Here is a 16,118-nt window from a genome sequence, read left to right as displayed (position 1 = left end):
CCGTCACTCCGTCCGTTTCGCGCCTCTCAGGGCGCCCAATGCACCTCGGCCCCGTCGAGAACCGCGTTGATCGGCGCGTCCTTCGGGCTCTTGCCCTTCGCGTTCTCGAGCGCCGCGCGCTTCTCGTCGCCGAAGATCAGCACGTGTTTCGACAGCGCTCCGTCGAGCACCGGCGCCGTCAGGGTCACCCGCGGCTCGTCCGCTCCCGGCGCCCGCATCGGCATCAGGATCGGCGCGTTGCGCGACAGGGCCTCGTCGAGATTGTCCGCGCCGGGAAAGAGCGAGGCGGTGTGCATGTCCGCCCCCATCCCCAGAAGCACCACCGAGAGCGGCAGGTTCGGGCGGATCTGCTCGGCCAGTTCGTCGAGCCGCGCCTCGGGCTCCTCGCAGGGCAGGAACATAGGCAGGAGCCGGGCCTCGGCGGCCTTGCCGGTCAGGAGCCGCTCGCGCAACAGCTTGGTGTTCGAGCGCTCGTGATCCTCGGGCACCCAGCGCTCGTCGGTGAGCATCACGTCCACCCGGCTCCAGTCGAGCTCCACATCGTTGAGATCGTCGAAGACCGGACCCGGCGAGGTGCCGCCCGGCACCGCCATCGTCACCCGCTCTGCGCGGGCGAGCGCGCCGCGCAGCTCTCCGGCGATGCGGTTGGCGAGCGCGATGATCAGCATCTCGCGGTCGGCGTATTCGTTGAACGAATAGGACATGGATGTCCTCCCTCAGGCCTTGATGTCGCGCCAGCGGCGGCCGTCGCGGTGCATGAGCATCAACGCATCCTCCGGCCCCGACGATCCCGGATCGTAGGGTTTCGGCACGTCACCGCGCCGCTCCCAGCCGTCGATCATCGGGTCGGTCCAGGCCCAGGCCGCCTCCACCTCGTCGCCGCGCATGAAGAGCGTCTGGTTGCCGCGGATCACGTCCATGATCAGCCGCTCGTAGGCGTCCGGCATGTCCGCGTCGGGCCCGAGCGCGTCGGCGAAGGTCATGTCGAGCGGCACGTCGACAAGCCGCATGCCCCCCGGCCCCGGTTCCTTGATGGTGACGTCGAGCGTCATGCCCTCGTTCGGCTGCAGGCGGATAACCAGCTCGTTGCGGTGCCGCCCCGCCTCGGCGCCGAAGATCGAATGCGGTGCGTCCTTGAAGGCGACGACGATCTCGGACGTCCGCCCCCGCAGCATCTTGCCGGTGCGCAGGTAGAACGGCGTGCCCGCCCAGCGCCAGTTCGACACGTGCGCCTTGAGCGCGACGAAGCTTTCCGTCCGCGAGCGCTCGTTCTCGACATGCGCGCGGTAGCCCGGCTGCTTCTCGTCGGCGGTGTACTGACCGCGGACGATGTGGTGAGGCTCCACCGGATCGAGGGCGCGGATCACCTTGAGCTTCTCGTCACGCACCGAATCGGGCTCGAACCGCGCCGGCGGCTCCATCGCGATGAGGCACAGAAGCTGCATTAGATGGTTCTGCACCATGTCCCGCATGGCGCCCGAACTGTCGTAATAGCCCCCGCGCCCGCCGACGCCGACGGTCTCGGCCACGGTGATCTGGATGTGATCGACAAATTGCGCGTTCCAGAGCGGCTCGAAGAGGACGTTGCCGAAGCGAACCGCCATCAGGTTCTGCACCGTCTCCTTCCCGAGGTAATGGTCGATCCGGTAGATCTGCGTCTCGTCGAAATACTGCGCGAGCTCGCGGTTGAGCGCGCGGGCGCTCTCGAGGTCGTGGCCGAAGGGCTTCTCGACGACGATACGGCTGTCCGGCGTGGCGAGGCCGAAGGTCCGCAGCCGCTCGGCGAGATCGCCGAAGAGCGACGGGCCGACCGAGAAATAGAAGGCGCGGACCGCGTGATCCCGCATGTGGCTCTTCAGGGCTTCCCAGCCGCTCTCGCCCTTGGCGTCGACCGGCTCGTAATGCACCTGCCCGAGGAACGCCTCGACCTGATCGGCATCCCCGGCCGCGCTGCCGGCGAATTCCTCGATGGCCGAGCGCACGAGATCGCGGAAGGCGCCGTCGTCCATGTCGGACCGGGCCGCGCCGATGATCTGCGCCTCGGCGGGCATCTGTCCCGAGCAATAGCGGCGGAAGAGCCCCGGCAGGATCTTTCGCCGGGCAAGGTCCCCCGTGGCGCCGAAGATCACGAGGTCGAACGTGTCCACCGGAATGACGCGCGATACCATGGGCAGCCTCCTGAACCTGCGTGCCTTGTCCCTCGCCCCTGCGGCTGTTACCGCTAACGAGGCTTCGAACCGGCGATAGCCGATACCGGGGGCAAAGTCTAACCTTCGTCTGTCTCGTGGCAATGACGACGTCGGAAAAGCGGCACACCCGCCTCGGCGGGTTTCCGCAACCGGTGTTCCGGCGAGAATTCCGGCAAATCCACGTCCTTGCGCGCCTCGCTCCGCCACGTTGCAGTCGGCCTCTGGGCCGACGGGCCATCCTCGGACTTGCAGCCCCGCGCGCCCCGTGCGACCCGAGACGCGCCGCTTTCCGGAGACGCCCATGGCCCCGCGCAAGATCATCATCGACACCGACCCAGGCCAGGACGACGCCGTGGCGATTCTGCTTGCCCTCGCCTCGCCCGAGGAGATCGAGGTGCTCGGCATCACCGCCGTCGCCGGCAACGTGCCGCTCGAGCTGACCCAGAAGAACGCCCGCATCGTCTGCGAGCTGGCGGGCAAGCCGGAAACGCGCGTCTTCGCGGGCTGCGACCGGCCGATCGAGCGCCCGCTCGTCACCGCCGAGCATGTCCACGGCAAGACCGGCCTCGACGGCCCGACGCTGCCCGATCCGACCATGCCGCTGCAGGACGCCCATGCCGTCGACTTCATCGTCGAGACGCTCCGCGCCGAGCCTGAGGGCTCCGTCACGCTCTGCGTTCTCGGGCCGCTGACCAACATCGCCACCGCGCTCCGCCGCGCGCCCGAGATCGCCGGGCGCATCGCCGAGATCGTGCTCATGGGCGGCGCCTATTTCGAGGTGGGCAACATCACGCCGGCAGCCGAGTTCAACATCTATGTCGATCCGCACGCCGCCGCCGAGGTCTTCGCCTGCGGCGCGCCGATCACCGTCATGCCGCTCGACGTCACCCACAAGGCGCTGGTCACCGGGCCGCGCAACGACGCGTTCCGCGCCCTTTGCACGCCGGTCGGCCATGCGGTCGCCGAGATGACCGACTTCTTCGAGCGGTTCGACAAGGAGAAATACGGCTCGAACGGCGCCCCGCTGCACGATCCCTGCGTGATCGCCCACCTAATCGACCCGGAGATTTTCTCGGGGCGGCACATCAACGTCGAGATCGAGACCGGCTCCGAGCTCACCCTCGGGATGACCGTCGCCGACTGGTGGCGCGTGACCGACCGCGCCCCGAACGCAACCTTCATCGGCGATCTCGACGCGGACCGTTTCTTCGCACTGCTCACCGAAAGGCTCGGACGGCTATGAAATCGCTGCACCTCGCCACCGCGGAGGACGCCGCCCGCATCCTGCCGATGGTCGCCTCCTTCCACGCAGAGCGCGGCTTCGACACCGACGCCGCGCATCACGAGGCCGCCATACTGCCGCTGCTAGAGGGCTCGCCCCACGGCGCGATCTGGCTGATCGGGCCGCGCATGGCGCCCGTCGGCTACATCGTCGTGACCTTCGGCTGGTCGGTGGAGTTCGGCGGCCTCGATGCGATCGTGGACGAGATCTACGTCCGCTCTGCCGTGCGCGGTCGCGGCATGGGCTCCGACGCGCTCGAAGGCATCTCCAAGGCCTTGCGCGAGGCGGGCGTGCGGGCCCTCCACCTCGAAGTGGACCGGTCCGATGGCCGCCTGCACAGCTTCTACACCCGCGCCCGCTTCCACATGCGCGAGAACTACGCCTTCATGTCGCGTCTGCTGTGACGGCGGCGCACGCAGCCTCCCGGCCCTAATTCGCGCGCAGGCGCCGCCCCCCGGTGGCATCGCGGCGGGCCGCTGACTATCTAGAGGCCATGACCGTCTCGATCCCCTTCGACAACAGCTTCGCAGCCCTGCCCGAGGGCTTCTACACCCGTCTCGACCCGACGCCGGTCGCACGTCCGAGCCTCGTGGCCTTCAACCGGCCGCTCGCGGACCTTCTCGGCATCGACGCGCCCGGGGACGAGGATGAGCTCGCCCGCATCTTTTCGGGCAGCGAGGTTCCGAACGGCGCGGCCCCGCTCGCGCAGCTCTATGCCGGCCACCAGTTCGGCCAGTTCAACCCGCAGCTCGGCGACGGCCGCGCGCATCTCCTCGGCGAAGTCGTCGGCACCGACGGGATCCGCCGCGACATCCAGCTCAAGGGCTCGGGCCCCACGCCCTATTCGCGGATGGGCGACGGCCGCGCGTGGCTCGGACCGGTCCTGCGGGAATACGTCGTCTCCGAGGCCATGCACGCGCTCGGCGTTCCGACGACCCGCGCGCTCGCCGCTGTCCGCACCGGAGAGGACGTCTTCCGCGAGGGCCCGATGCCCGGCGCGGTCCTCACCCGCGTTGCGCAGAGCCATATCCGCGTCGGTACCTTCCAGATCTACGCCGCCCGCCGCGACCTCGAGGCGCTGAAGGCGCTCTACGACTACACCGTCGAGCGGCACTATCCCGAGGCCACGGATCCCGGCGATCTGCTGCAACGGGTCATCGACAGGCAGGCCGCGCTCGTCGCCCAGTGGATGAGCCTCGGCTTCATCCACGGCGTCATGAACACCGACAACACGCTCCTTTCGGGCGAGACGATCGATTACGGCCCCTGCGCCTTCCTCGACGCCTACCATCCCGACACGGTGTTCTCCTCCATCGACCGGTTCGGGCGTTACGGCTACACGAGCCAGACCGATGTGATCGTCTGGAACATGGCGCAACTCGCCACCGCGCTCCTGCCCCTGACGCCCGACCCCGAGGCGGCGGTGGAGACCTTCACCGCGCAGGTCCACGCCATGCCGGACCTCATCCGCGCCGAATGGGAGCGCCGCTTCGCCGCGAAGCTCGGCATTTCCAATCCGCGTCCGCAGGACAAGACGCTGGTGAGCGATCTGCTCACCCGGATGCAGGCGAACCAGGCCGATTTCACCAACACCTTCCGCGGGCTCCTGACCGGCACCGCACGGGACGAGTTCACCGACCGCGACGCCTTCGACGCCTGGGAGCCGCGCTGGCGCCAGCGCATCGCCGAGGAGCCCGAGCCAGAGGCGCTCATGGCGCGCAGCAACCCCTGCTTCATCCCGCGCAACCACCGCATCGAGCAGATGATCGAGGCGGCGGTCGCCGGGGATGACGCGCCGTTCCACCGCCTCAACGCCGTCCTCGCGCGCCCTTACGAGGATCAGCCGGACGCCGAGGATCTCTCCCGCGCGCCCCTGCCGGACGAGCGCATCGCCGCCACCTTCTGCGGCACCTGACGCGACCGCATAACGGGCCGGTTCCGGGAACCCCTCCCTGCCGATCCCGGTTCAGACCGGGATCGCAAAGGATGCCCATGACCCCGCTCTTCGCCTACGACATCGCCCCCGACGGCGCCGCGACGCCCGTCGCCGACCTCGAGACCCCGCCCGCCGAGGGCTATCGCTGGATCCACTGCGACTTCACCCACGAGGGCACCGAGGCGTGGCTCTTCGCCCACCTGCCCCAGCGCGCCGCAGAGATCCTCTCGCAGCCCGAGACCCGGCCCCGCAGCCTCGCGCACGAGGGCGGCCTCATCGTCATCCTGCGCGGCCTCAACCTCTCGTCCGAGGACGACGACCCCGAGGACATGGTGGCCCTGCGTCTCTGGGCCACGTCCAGTCTCGTCGTCACCGTGCGCCGCCGTCCGATCACTGCCGCACAGGAGGTGGCCGCCCGGACCGAAGCCGGCCGTGCGCCGCCCTCTCCGCAGATGCTGCTGGTGGCGCTCGCGGCGAACTTCACCGGCCGGATCGAGGAATACGGCGTCGGGCTCGAGGACCGGGTCGACGATCTCGAGGACGTGCTCTTCGAGGACGACCGCCACGACGGCCGCCGCGACCTGCCGGAGCTGCGCACCGCCGCGATCCGCCTGCACCGCTTCCTGGGGCCCCAGGCGACGGCCCTCGCCGCGCTCACCGAACACCGGCTGCCCGTAATCGACGCCGAGGCGCGCGAGGATCTCTCCGAGCTCGCCGACCGCGCCCAGCGCGCGCTCGAGGAGATGGCGGCGATCCGCGACCGGCTCGCCGCGCTTGCCGACCATGTCGACATGAAGCAGAACGCGCGCCTCTCGAAGAATTCCTACGCGCTCTCCATCGTCGCCGCGATCTTCCTGCCGATGAGCTTCGTGACCGGCCTCTTCGGTGTGAACGTCGCCGGCATGCCGGGCACCGGAACCCCGGCCGCCTTCGCCATCCTGACGCTGGCGAGCTTCGGGCTCGGCGCGCTGGTCTGGCTGGTCCTGCGCCTCATGAAACTCTTCTAGCGCAGGGACTCGCGCAGGCCGGGACGATGTGCCAGCCTCTCGCAACGACGCCCCCAGAGACGGAGGAGCACCTCATGGGCATGATGAAGACACTCGCCAAGGTCGCCATCGGCTATGCCGCCGCGCGCGGCGTCGACCGCATGTCGCGCGGACAGGGCCTCACCGGCCTCTTCGGCGGCGGCGCGCAGGTCAAGGGCAGCCACCCGATGACCAAGGCCAGCAGCCAGATGACCGCGGGCATGCAGGGCGCCGCGAGCCAGGCCACGCAGCCGATGCAGGCGCTGCTCGACAAGATGCGCGCCTCGGGCTTCGACCTCTCGGCGATGATGGGCGGCGCCGGCGCGATGACCGGTGCAGGCGCCACGCCGCCGAAACCCGGCAGCGGCCTGCTGTCGTCGATGCCCAAGGAGCAGACCGGCATGATCGCCGCCACCTCGGGCGCGGCGTCGATGGGCGGCAAGGGCATCGGCACCCTTCTCGACCAGTTCAACGCCGAGCAGACCGCGCCCGAGCTCGAGCACTCCGCCGCCCTCATGCTCCGCGCGATGATCCAGGCCGCAAAATCCGACGGCGAGATCGACGCCGACGAGAAGGCAAAGATCATGGAGCTGGTCGGCGACGACGCGACCGAGGACGACATCGCCTTCGTCAGGGAGCAGCTCGCCGCCCCGATCGACGTCGAGGCGCTGGCGAAGGACACGCCCGAGGCGCAGCGCATGCCGGTCTATTCGGCGTCACTCATGACGATCCGCGTCGACACCGAGGCGGAGGCGCAATATCTCGACAGCCTCGCCAAGGCGCTCGGTCTGGGCGAGCCCGAGGTGAACGCGCTGCACGTCCAGCAGGGCATCCAGCCGCTCTACGCCTGAGCGCGCCCGAAGCTCTATCGCCGGCTCGCCCCTCGCGGGCGGGCCGGTCGTCCGTCGAAAGGCCTACCTCCATGCCCCGCCTCTCCGGCCCCGCCATCGCCTGCATCGCCGCGCTGATCCTCTCGCCCGACGCTCTCTTCATGCGCCTGTCGGGCATGGATGCGGGCCAGATGGTGGCCTGGCGCGCGCCGATCATGGCGGCGATCTTCCTGATCGCCTGGGCGCTCACCGCGCGCAGCCGAGGCACCGACATCGCCGCCGCCTGCACCGGAGCCGGGCTTACCGTGATGGGCGCGCAGGCGGTCAACAACGCCGCCTTCCCGGCAGGCATCGCGCTCGCGCCCGTCGCCGTGATGCTCCTCGCCGTCGCCACCGTGCCGGTCTGGGCCGCAGTGCTCGGCCGCGTGCTCTACGGCGAGCGCACCGACCGCGCCACCTGGATCACCATCGCGGTCGTCCTCGCCGGCATCGCGCTGGCGGTGACGAGCGAGAGCTCATCGGAGATCCACGGCTCGGCGATCCTCGGCGCGCTCTGCGGCCTCGTCACCGCCCTCGCGCTCGCGCTCAACTTCGTCACCCTGCGCCACAACCCGCAGATTCCGCTCCTTCTCGCCATGGGCGCGGGCGGCATGGTCACCGGCCTCTCGGCCGTCGCGATCACCGGACCCGCGCGCATGGCGGACGGCACGATCTGGGCGATCCTCGTGACGGCGATCCTGATCCTGCCGGTCTCGTTCTTCATGCTCTCCTACGCCTCGCGCCACGCCAGCGCGGCCGTGGTCAGCCTCTTCATGCTGCTCGAGACGGTGCTCGGCCCGGTCTGGGTCTGGCTCGGCACCGGCGAGGCGCCAACGCCTCGGATGCTCGCCGGCGGCGCCATCGTGATCGGCGCGCTCGCGCTCTATCTGCGCCACGGCGCGCGGACGCGGGCGAAAACCCGCGCCGCCCCTCTTGGCGGGCGCCGAAGCGAGGGGCTAGAAGGAACGCCTCCCCCCCACGCCACGCGAGCGCGTCCATGACCGACACCATCCCCGACCGCTGCACGGACAAGGGCCTGCGGATGACCGGCCAGCGCCGGACCATCGCCGAGGTTCTGGACGAGGCCGAGGATCACCCCGACGTCGAGGAACTGCACGCCCGCGCTGCCGCCCGCGATCCGAAGATCTCGCTCGCCACAGTCTACCGCACGGTCAAGCTCTTCGAGGAGGCGGGCATCCTCGACCGCGTCGATTTCGGCGACGGCCGCTCCCGCTACGAGGACGCCGAGCGCGCCCATCACGACCACCTCATCGACCTCACCACGGGACGGGTGATCGAATTCGTAGACCCCGAGATCGAGGCGCTGCAGGAAAAGATCGCCGAACGCCTCGGCTTCCGTCTCGAGGGCCACCGGATGGAGCTTTACGGCACCCCGCTGAAAAAGCGCCGCTAGCCCGCCGCCCCGCCCGGCGCGACTATCCCCGCCGCAGGCTCTGTCTCCGACCCTCCCCGCTTCTTCTTGGCAAAAATACTCCCGCCGGAGGCACCCGCCCTCACATCCCCGCGCCCCCTCTGGCCATTCCCCGGTCCCGGGCGTAATCGCCGGGACATGGACAATTTTCGCGGCATCATCCTCATGGTCCTCGCGATGGCCGGCTTCGCCATCGAGGACGCCTTCATCAAGGCAGCGGCGCCGAGCGTTCCGACCGGGCAGATTCTCCTGACCGTCGGGATCATCGGCGGCGGCGCCTTCGCGATCTTCGTGCGCTCGCGCGGCATCCGGCTGCTCTCGCCGACGCTGCTGACGCCGCCCGTCCTCCTGCGCAACGCCGCCGAGATCGTCGGCACCATCGGCTTCGTCACCGCGATCACCAAGATCCCGCTCGCGACCGCCTCGGCCATCGCCCAGTCGATGCCGCTCGTCATCACCGCGGGCGCCGCGCTCTTCTTCGCCGAACCGGTCGGCTGGCGGCGCTGGAGCGCCATCGTGGCCGGCCTCGTCGGCGTGCTGATCATCATCCGCCCCGGCACCGCCAGCTTCGACCCCGACGCGCTCTGGGCCGTGCTCGCCGTCTTCGGGCTCGCCGCGCGCGATCTTTCCGCCCGAGCGGTGCCGCGCGAGGTCGGCCACATGCAGCTCGCCGTCTACGGCGCGCTCATGCTGATCCCCACGGGCCTCATCCTCATGCCCTTCACCGGCGCGCCGGTCATGCCCGCGCCCGCCGCCTGGGGCCTGCTCCTCGGCGCCGCCGCGGTCGGCGTCTTCGCCTATTACGCCGTCACCTCCGCCTCGCGCACCGGCGCCGTCGCGGTGGTGACCCCGTTCCGCTACAGCCGCATCCTCTTCGCCCTCTTCCTCGGCCTCGTGCTCTTCGGCGAGGTGCCCGACACCTGGACGCTTGTCGGCGCCTCCGTGATCGTCGCCTCGGGCCTCTACACGGTGGTGCGCGAGCGCCGGCTCGCCCGGCAGGCGCGGCCCTCTCCGGTCACACCGCCCCCCGCCTGACGCCTCGCGCGTTTACCCGGCTCCGCCCCTGCGCTAGACCTCTCCCCGAACAGGACAGCCCCGAGGGACGACAGCCCATGAGCATGATCATCGACATCTTCGCACGCGAGATTCTCGACTCCCGCGGCAATCCGACCGTTGAGGTCGACGTGACGCTGGAGGACGGCTCGATGGGCCGCGCCGCGGTGCCCTCGGGTGCCTCCACCGGCGCCTACGAGGCCGTCGAGCGCCGCGACGGCGATGCCGCGCGCTACAAGGGCAAGGGCGTGCTCGAGGCGGTCGCCGCGGTCAACGGCGAGATCGCCGAGGACATCGTCGGGCTCGATGCGACCGACCAGGTGGCGGTCGATCAGGCAATGATCGACCTCGACGGCACCGACAACAAGGGCCGGCTCGGCGCCAACGCGATCCTCGGCGTCAGCCTCGCCGTCGCCAAGGCCGCCTCCGAATTCACCACCCAGCCGCTCTTCCGCTACGTGGGCGGCACCTCGGCGCGCGTCCTGCCGGTGCCGATGATGAACATCATCAACGGCGGCGAGCATGCCGACAACCCGATCGACATCCAGGAATTCATGATCATGCCGGTCGCCGCCACCTCGATCCGCGAGGCGGTGCGCATGGGCTCCGAGGTGTTCCACACGCTGAAGAAGGAGCTGTCGAGCGCCGGCATGTCGACCGGCCTCGGCGACGAGGGCGGCTTCGCGCCCGAGCTCAAGGGCACCCGCGACGCGCTCGACCTGATCGTGAAATCCATTGAGAAGGCCGGCTACACGGCGGGCAAGGACATCTACCTCGCGCTCGACGCCGCCTCGACCGAGTATTTCGAGAATGGCAAATACGAGATGAAGGGCGAAGGCCTGTCGCTGACGCCGGAAGAGAACGTCGACTACCTCGCCAAGCTCTGCGACGACTACCCGATCATCTCGATCGAGGACGGCTGCTCCGAGGACGACTGGGACGGCTGGAAGATCCTCACCGACCGCCTCGGAGACCGCATCCAGCTTGTCGGCGACGACCTTTTCGTGACGAACCCCGTGCGCCTCGCCGACGGGATCAAGCGCGGCGTCGCGAACTCGATGCTCGTGAAGGTCAACCAGATCGGCACCCTGACCGAGACGCTGAAGGCGGTCGACATGGCCCACCGCGCGCGCATGACCAACGTCATGTCCCACCGCTCGGGCGAGACCGAGGACGCGACCATCGCCGATCTCGCGGTCGCGACGAATTGCGGGCAGATCAAGACCGGCAGCCTCGCGCGCTCGGACCGGCTCGCCAAGTACAACCAGCTCATCCGCATCGAGGAGATGCTGGGCGAGACCGCCGAATACGCCGGCGCCTCGGTCCTGCGCGGCTGACGCGCAAGGGGCGCCGCCTGCCATCGGCGGCGCCCGACCCGCGCCTCGAGCGCCATTTTCGCGAAATTTTATTTCTCGGCCCAACGCGCTGAATTCGTGCGGAATCGCGCGCAATTCCCGCCATGCTTTTGCGCACTCGCCGCATGACGCCGGAACAAAGTTTTTCACCATATCGTTGCGCGTCAAGATTGTATCTATGAGGAAGGAGGAGCCTCATGGGTGAAGCGCAATTCGATCTTCATCTGATCGATTATCTCATCGTGCTTGCCTATTTCATCGGGATCGTCGCGCACGGGCTGTATGTCTCGCGAAAACGCGGCGGCGAATCCGATGATTATTTCCTGGCCGGGCGCAATCTCGGCTGGTTCGTCATCGGCTTTTCGCTCTTCGCCTCGAACATGTCGGGCTCGAGTTTCGTCGGTCTCATGGGCGGCGCCTATGAGAACGGGATTGCGATATACAATTACGAATGGACGGCCGCGATCGTCCTGATCCTCTTCGCCATATTCATCCTGCCCTCCTATCTCAGGGCCCGAATTGCGACGACGCCGGAATTCCTCGAGATGCGGTTCGACGTGCGATCCCGCAAGGCCTATTCGATCTTCACCATTCTCGCGGTCATGCTGATCGACGTCGCGGGCGCGCTTTATGCGGGCGGACTTGTCATTTCCAACACGTTCGGCTTCCTGAACATCTGGACGGCCGCGGCGGTTCTGGCGCTGATCGCCGGCATCTACACCGTGATGGGCGGCCTCGCGGCGGTGGTCGTGACCGACACCGTGCAATCCATCCTGCTGATCCTCGGGGGCCTGCTGATCTTCGTGCTCGGCCTGCAGGAGATCGGCGGCTGGAGCGAGATCTGGACTGGCGTCGACGAGACCAAGCATCACCTGATCCTGCCGATGGAGAACGACTTCACCCCGTGGCACGGGCTCTGGGGCGTCACGCTGCTCAGCTTCTATCTCTGGACCATGAACCAGTTCGTCGCGCAGCGCACGCTCGCGGCGAAGGACCTCAAGAACGGCCGGATCGGCGCGCTCTTCGCGGGGTTCCTGAAGCTGCCCAACATCTTCATCATGATCATCCCGGGCCTCATCGCGCTCCAGCTCTACCCCGATCTCGAGACGCCCGACCTCGCCTTCCCCAAGCTCGCCTTCGAGCTCACGCCGATCGGCATACGCGGGCTCGTGATGGCGGCGCTGATCGCGGCGATCATGTCCTCGGTCGACAGCGCGGCGACGGCGCTCGCCTCGCTCGTGGTCAAGGATTTCGTCCAGCCCATGCGCCCGAACTACAGCGAAAAGCGGCTCGTGATCATCGGCCAGATCGCCACCGGCTGCTTCCTGATCTTCGCGGCGGTCTACGCGCCCTTCATCGGCTCGTTCGGCACTCTCTTCGGCTACTTCCAGTCCTCGCTGAGCTACATCGTCCCGACCATCGTAGCGACCTACATGGTCGGCCTCGCGGTCAGCTGGGCGAACGGCAACGGTGCCTTCTGGACCATCGTCTTCGGCGTCGTGGTCGGCATCCCGCTCTTCATCCTGAAGGAGATCACCGGCGTGTGGGAGGCGGCGGGCCTGCCCGCGATCCACTACACCGTCATGGGCACGATCCTGTTCTTCGTGGGCATCGCCCTCAATCTCGGGATCTCCGCCATGACCCGCCAGCCCCGGAAGGAGGGCGTCGAGGAACTCGTGTGGTCCTCCTCCGAGGCGTGGGAGATGCTGACCACCGTGGGCTCGCCGGCCTATCTCAGCCCACTGCTCTGGGGCGGTGTCCTCTTCGCCGCGACCACCGGGATCGTCGTCTGGCTCTGGTAACGGCAGGTCTCCGTACCGGTCCGGAGACCCGTTTACCCTTCGCGCGGTCGCACAGAACTTTTCCGCCGCCCCGCGCGTTTGTGGCAAGCCGACACACGCAGGAGCCCCGATGACGGACTGGATCACTCAACTCATGCAGCAGGGCAGCTACCTCGCGGCAGCGGCCCTGATGTTCCTCGAGAACCTCTTCCCCCCGATCCCGTCTGAGATCGTCATGCCACTCGCCGGCTACATCGCCGAACGCGACGGGCAGAGCCTGATCCTGATGATCCTCGCCGGCTCCGCGGGCTCTCTGATCGGCGCGCTCTTCTGGTACTATGTCGGCGTCTTCATCGGCCTCGACCGGCTCAAGGCGTTCTCGCGCAAGTATGGCCGCCTGCTGACGCTCACTCCCGGAGAGATCGACACCGCCGACCGCTGGTTCGACACCCATGGCGGCAAGGCGGTCTTCTTCGGCCGCCTCATTCCGGGCGTGCGGACCTTCATTTCGGTGCCCGCGGGCATCTCGGGCATGTCGCTGCCGAAATTCCTGACCTACACGACCGCCGGGACGGTGCTCTGGACCGCGATCCTGACGATCGCCGGCTGGTATCTCGGGCAGAACTACGACGCGGTGAAAGGCTGGCTCGCGCCGGTGTCGAACGTGGTCATGGCCGCCATCGTAATCTGGTATCTCTACCGCGTGGTCACCTTCCGCCGCACGATCCGCAAGGAAGAGGCCAAGGGGCGGGCTTAACTTTCGGGCGCGCTCTCGCGGTAGACGCCCTGCTCCTTGAGCGCGTCGGTGACTTCCTTGGGCATGTAGGTCTCGTCATGCTTGGCGAGGATCTCCGACGCCTCGAAGGTGCCGTCGACGTAGCGCCCGGTGCCGACCATGCCCTGGTTTTCCTCGAAGAGATCGGGCAGCACGCCGGTGAAGACGACCGGCACGCTCGCGCCGCCATCGGTCACCGAAAAGGTGATGCTCTCGCCCTGACCGCGCACGAGCGTGCCCTCCTCGACCAGCCCGCCGATGCGGAAGGTCTCGGTCGGGGCGGGCGGCGCCTCCACCACTTCGGACGGCGAGCGGAAGAAGTTGATCCCGTCGCGCATGGCATAGCCGATCAGCGCCGTCGACAGCGTCAGCGCGACCGCCGCCAGCGCCACGACCTGCACCCGCCGCTTCTTCTTCAGGGACATGAGCGCCATGCGCCGGCTCCTTCCTCAAGGTGACGGAAACATATCCGTCTCCGCGCCCCCGCGAAAGGGACGCGGCGCCGCAGGGTCACGGAAAACACGGCGCGAGCATCAGGCCCGCCGTCTCGTCCTCTCCGAGCATGAGGTTGGCGTTCTGCACCGCCTGCCCCGACGAGCCCTTGGTGAGGTTGTCGAGTGCCGCAACGACAATGGCGCGCCCCGCGATCCGGTCCCCGACGACGCCGATATGGCAGAAGTTCGACCCGCGCACGTGATGCGTCGAGGGTGTCTGGCCGAAGGGCAGCACCTCGAGGAACGGCTCGTCCGCATAGGCCTCGGCAAAGGCCGCGTGGATCGCCTCCGCCTCGCCCGAGACATAGGCCGTCGCGAGGATGCCGCGGTTCATCGGCAGCAGATGCGGGGTGAACTGCACGCGCACCTCGCGCCCCGCAAGCTCGGTGAACTCCTGGTCGAACTCGCCCAGATGCCGGTGCGTCCCGCCGACCCCGTAGGCGTTGGTCCCTTCCGACAGCTCGGCATGCAGCAGGTTCTCCTTGAGCGACCGACCGGCCCCGCTGACCCCGCATTTGAGATCGAGGATGATGTCACCCAGCCCGATCACGCCCCGCTCGATCAGCGGCCGCAGCGCGAACTGCCCCGTCGCCGCGTTGCAGCCGGTGCCCGCAACGAGCCGCGCCGCCCGGATCTTCTCGCGATAGAACTCGGTCAGCCCGTAGACCGCCTCGCCCTGCATCTCGACCGCCGCGTGCGGGTTGCCGTACCAGAGCGCGTAGGCCTCGGGGTCACGCAGCCGGAAATCGGCCGAGAGATCGACGATCTTCAGGTGCCGCGGAAGCTCCCGGATCACCTCCTGGCTCGTCTTGTGCGGCAGCGCGCAGAAGCAGAGGTCGATGCCGTTCCAGTCGATCTCCTCCCAGGTCACCAGCGTCGGCAGATCGAGATGTCGCAGATGCGGAAAGACATCCGCCATCTCCATCCCGGCCTTGGAATTGGCGGCAAGCGCCGCGACCTCGAAGGAGGGATGCGTTGCGATTAGTCTCAGAAGTTCTGCGCCGGTATAGCCCGACGCGCCGAGGATGGCGATCTTGTGGGTCATGTGTCCTCACCCGGTCTGATGGTCAGGGGGTCCTTACCGCAAGGCGCAGCGCGGGGAAATGGCGCGGGCTCAGGCCTTCTCGAAGCGGATCTCCCGCCGCAGGAACTGCGTCGCCTGCCCCGACACCTTGCGCGGATCCCCGGTCGTGAGGAACTTCGACGACCCGCCGCCCGCCATCTGGGGATGGCGCCTGAGATAATCCTCGAGGCTCTCGGCCACGACATTCGCCTGGCTGAAGACCTGAACGTCCGGGCCCAGCGCCTCGGCGAACTCGGCCTCGAGCAGCGGGTAATGGGTGCAGCCGAGCATCGCCGCCTGCGGATGCGGCATCTTGCGCTTCAGCGCCTCGACATGGGACCGCACCAGCGCCTCGGCGAGGATCATGTCGCCCTCCTCGATCGCGTCGACGAGCCCGCCGCAGGCCTGCGCCTCGACATCGACGCCCACCGCCCGGAACGACAGCTCACGCTGGAAGGCGCGGGAGCGCACCGTCGCGGGCGTCGCGAAGAGCGCGACGCAATTCACCGCAACCTCGCGCGGCGGCGAGTTGTCGCCCCAGCGCCGCTCGGTCAGCGCCTCGATCAGCGGCACGAAGACCCCGAGCACGCGCTTGCCCTGCGGCACCCAGCCCTCCTGCATCCGCCGCAGCGCCGCCGCGCTCGCTGTGTTGCAGGCGAGGATCACCAGATCGCAGCCCTCGTCGAAGAGGCGCTGCACCGCCGCCGTCGTCAGGTCGTAGATCGCGTCCGCCTCGCGCACCCCGTAAGGCGCGTTGGCGTTGTCGCCGAGATAGACGAAGGGCACGTCCGGCAGCCGTTTCGACACGGCGTCGAGCACGGTGAGGCCGCCGAGCCCCGAATCGAAGATGCCTACCGCCATGTC

At 68.4% G+C, this 16,118-nt stretch carries 16 protein-coding genes; 11 read left to right on the top strand and 5 right to left on the bottom strand.

Features of this window, described 5'->3' with window-relative positions; all coding sequences use genetic code 11:
- Positions 1-26: 26 nt before the first annotated feature.
- Entirely contained in the window at positions 27-704 is a 678-nt protein-coding gene (gene pgl, locus OCH239_RS05495) for a 6-phosphogluconolactonase (protein WP_037259716.1), read from the bottom strand.
- A gap of 12 nt (positions 705-716) precedes the next feature.
- Complete coding sequence (gene zwf / locus OCH239_RS05490) at positions 717-2,168, bottom strand: glucose-6-phosphate dehydrogenase (protein WP_037259714.1); 1,452 nt, start codon at positions 2,166-2,168, stop codon at positions 717-719.
- A gap of 322 nt (positions 2,169-2,490) precedes the next feature.
- On the opposite strand from zwf, the gene OCH239_RS05485 reads away from it, so the two are divergent.
- From OCH239_RS05485 to OCH239_RS05435, 11 genes are all read left to right on the top strand, one after another.
- On the top strand, positions 2,491-3,432 hold the full coding sequence (locus OCH239_RS05485) for a nucleoside hydrolase (protein ID WP_037259713.1): 942 nt from the start codon (positions 2,491-2,493) through the stop codon (positions 3,430-3,432).
- Positions 3,429-3,875: a GNAT family N-acetyltransferase gene (locus OCH239_RS05480; protein WP_037259711.1), complete on the top strand. Its 447-nt coding sequence runs from the start codon at positions 3,429-3,431 to the stop codon at positions 3,873-3,875. Before OCH239_RS05485 ends, OCH239_RS05480 begins: the two co-directional genes overlap by 4 nt.
- 89 nt (positions 3,876-3,964) lie before the next feature.
- Positions 3,965-5,386 carry a protein adenylyltransferase SelO gene (locus tag OCH239_RS05475; protein WP_037259709.1) on the top strand — a complete coding sequence of 474 codons (1,422 nt, stop codon included), beginning with the start codon at positions 3,965-3,967 and terminating at the stop codon, positions 5,384-5,386.
- A gap of 71 nt (positions 5,387-5,457) precedes the next feature.
- Complete coding sequence (locus OCH239_RS05470) at positions 5,458-6,414, top strand: zinc transporter ZntB (protein ID WP_037259707.1); 957 nt, start codon at positions 5,458-5,460, stop codon at positions 6,412-6,414.
- Positions 6,415-6,494: 80 nt separating this feature from the next.
- Positions 6,495-7,283 (top strand): tellurite resistance TerB family protein, encoded by a 789-nt coding sequence (locus OCH239_RS05465; protein ID WP_244430304.1) that lies wholly within the window; start codon positions 6,495-6,497, stop codon positions 7,281-7,283.
- A 71-nt stretch (positions 7,284-7,354) separates the two neighbouring features.
- The gene (locus tag OCH239_RS05460) at positions 7,355-8,302 is read left to right on the top strand and encodes a DMT family transporter (RefSeq protein WP_051489322.1); all 948 of its coding nucleotides are present in this window, start codon (positions 7,355-7,357) and stop codon (positions 8,300-8,302) included.
- Positions 8,299-8,715 carry a Fur family transcriptional regulator gene (locus OCH239_RS05455; protein WP_037259703.1) on the top strand — a complete coding sequence of 139 codons (417 nt, stop codon included), beginning with the start codon at positions 8,299-8,301 and terminating at the stop codon, positions 8,713-8,715. The genes OCH239_RS05460 and OCH239_RS05455 overlap by 4 nt, the downstream gene beginning before the upstream one ends.
- Before the next feature lie 156 nt (positions 8,716-8,871).
- Positions 8,872-9,768: a DMT family transporter gene (locus OCH239_RS05450; RefSeq protein WP_037259700.1), complete on the top strand. Its 897-nt coding sequence runs from the start codon at positions 8,872-8,874 to the stop codon at positions 9,766-9,768.
- A 77-nt stretch (positions 9,769-9,845) separates the two neighbouring features.
- Positions 9,846-11,123 carry a phosphopyruvate hydratase gene (gene eno, locus OCH239_RS05445; protein WP_037259698.1) on the top strand — a complete coding sequence of 426 codons (1,278 nt, stop codon included), beginning with the start codon at positions 9,846-9,848 and terminating at the stop codon, positions 11,121-11,123.
- Positions 11,124-11,338: 215 nt separating this feature from the next.
- Positions 11,339-12,943 carry a sodium:solute symporter family transporter gene (locus OCH239_RS05440; RefSeq protein ID WP_051489321.1) on the top strand — a complete coding sequence of 535 codons (1,605 nt, stop codon included), beginning with the start codon at positions 11,339-11,341 and terminating at the stop codon, positions 12,941-12,943.
- A gap of 109 nt (positions 12,944-13,052) precedes the next feature.
- Positions 13,053-13,679: a DedA family protein gene (locus OCH239_RS05435; protein ID WP_037259696.1), complete on the top strand. Its 627-nt coding sequence runs from the start codon at positions 13,053-13,055 to the stop codon at positions 13,677-13,679.
- Here the strand turns inward: OCH239_RS05435 and ccmE are convergent.
- From ccmE to OCH239_RS05420, 3 genes are all read right to left on the bottom strand, one after another.
- Positions 13,676-14,131 carry a cytochrome c maturation protein CcmE gene (gene ccmE / locus OCH239_RS05430; RefSeq protein ID WP_037259693.1) on the bottom strand — a complete coding sequence of 152 codons (456 nt, stop codon included), beginning with the start codon at positions 14,129-14,131 and terminating at the stop codon, positions 13,676-13,678. The two genes, OCH239_RS05435 and ccmE, sit on opposite strands and share 4 nt — an antisense overlap.
- Positions 14,132-14,207: 76 nt before the next feature.
- Positions 14,208-15,236: an N-acetyl-gamma-glutamyl-phosphate reductase gene (gene argC / locus OCH239_RS05425; protein ID WP_037259691.1), complete on the bottom strand. Its 1,029-nt coding sequence runs from the start codon at positions 15,234-15,236 to the stop codon at positions 14,208-14,210.
- 69 nt (positions 15,237-15,305) lie between these two features.
- The gene (locus OCH239_RS05420) at positions 15,306-16,115 is read right to left on the bottom strand and encodes a glutamate racemase (protein WP_037259688.1); all 810 of its coding nucleotides are present in this window, start codon (positions 16,113-16,115) and stop codon (positions 15,306-15,308) included.
- Between the last annotated feature and the right edge of the window lie 3 nt (positions 16,116-16,118).

It is taken from the genome of Roseivivax halodurans JCM 10272 (assembly GCF_000521785.1).
GTDB lineage: Bacteria > Pseudomonadota > Alphaproteobacteria > Rhodobacterales > Rhodobacteraceae > Roseivivax > Roseivivax halodurans.
Note: the sequence above shows the minus strand (reverse complement) of the source record. Positions and strands in the feature narration are given on the sequence as shown.